This is a genomic window from Bradyrhizobium semiaridum, from assembly GCF_020329505.1.
Taxonomy (GTDB): domain Bacteria; phylum Pseudomonadota; class Alphaproteobacteria; order Rhizobiales; family Xanthobacteraceae; genus Bradyrhizobium; species Bradyrhizobium semiaridum.
The window spans coordinates 1-601 of the sequence record NZ_JAGKJJ010000118.1; the positions used below are offsets into that span (position 1 = coordinate 1).

Annotated in this window: 1 pseudogene; it reads left to right on the forward strand. The window is 63.9% G+C overall.

The annotated features are described in order from the left end of the window. Positions 1 to 161 precede the first annotated feature (161 nt). Positions 162 to 601 (forward strand): annotated as a pseudogene (locus tag J6500_RS31775) (SDR family oxidoreductase); the annotation flags it as partial.

A 601-nucleotide genomic window follows, 5' to 3' on the forward strand; every position in this document is an offset into this window, starting at 1 on the left:
TGGTATGCTGCTATCGCGTGTCTCAGGATGACGGGTTGGTTTGCTCCACTTGCTTGGTGCCATCGCCCGGTCAATGTGCGCAATTGCGCACAGGCCGCACGATGACAGCGGTGGCTAGGACAAAACCTCACGTTCCTCAGGACCATAGGAGCGCCACCACCATGAAGATCGTCGTGATCGGCGGAACCGGCCTGATCGGATCGAAGACCGTTGCCATTCTGCGCGAGCGCGGCCATGACGTCGTCGCCGCCTCGCCGGTGATCGCGTTGATGCCGTTTCTCGGCGAGGGCCTCGAGGAGGCCATGGCGGGCACGGCAACCGTCATCGACCTCGCCAACTCGCCCTCGTTCGAGAACAAGGCGGTGCTGGATTTCTTCGAAACCTCCGGCCGCCGGCGTCCGCCACCACGTCGCGCTCTCGATCGTCAACACCGACCGGACGCCCGAGAACGGCTACTTCCGCGCCAAGGTCGCGCAGGAGAGACTGATCGAGGCTTCCGGCATTCCCTACACCATCATCCGCGCCACCCAGTTCATGGAGTTCATCGGCGCCATCGCCGATGCGGGCGCTGACGGCAATACGGTCAGGCTTTCGCCCGGCC